This is a genomic window from Candidatus Cryosericum septentrionale, from assembly GCF_003570995.1.
Taxonomy (GTDB): domain Bacteria; phylum Caldisericota; class Caldisericia; order Cryosericales; family Cryosericaceae; genus Cryosericum; species Cryosericum septentrionale.
This window is the reverse complement of sequence record NZ_QXIY01000012.1, coordinates 1-408: the sequence shown is the minus strand read 5'-3', so window position 1 is coordinate 408 and position 408 is coordinate 1. Positions and strand designations below refer to the sequence as shown.

Below are 408 nucleotides of genomic sequence, written 5' to 3'. Positions count from 1 at the left end.
ACCTCGTCCACAGCCTTGACTGAGGCGACGGTCGTAGAGAAGATTCCTCCTTTGATAGGGAACCACTTCCTTAGTTTCTGGACTTCTACGAGTCTTGTTGCCATGGTCATTTCTCCTCTCTGCCTATGACTCGATAGGATGGAAGCAGCGTACCAGGTGACCGGGGGTAAGCTCGAGAATCTCCGGCTCTTCCTCTCTGCACTTCTCCGTAGCAAATGGGCAGCGCGGGTTGAAACGGCAACCTTTGGGCATATGGTATGGGGAGGGGACCATGCCCTCGATGGCGGGCAATGGTTCGTTGGTCTTCTTCTCCGTGAATTTCGGAATGGACTGCAGCAGACCGTACGTGTATGGATGGCGCGGAGACTTGAAAATCTCTTTGGCAGTAGCGTTCTCGACAATCTTGCC

The 408-nt window shown here is 53.7% G+C and carries 1 protein-coding gene; it reads right to left on the bottom strand.

What is annotated here, in order from left to right:
- Positions 1–123 precede the first annotated feature (123 nt).
- Positions 124–408 (bottom strand): oligopeptide/dipeptide ABC transporter ATP-binding protein (locus tag SMC1_RS03010; RefSeq protein WP_320409813.1); only part of this gene is annotated, 285 nt, incomplete at its 5' end.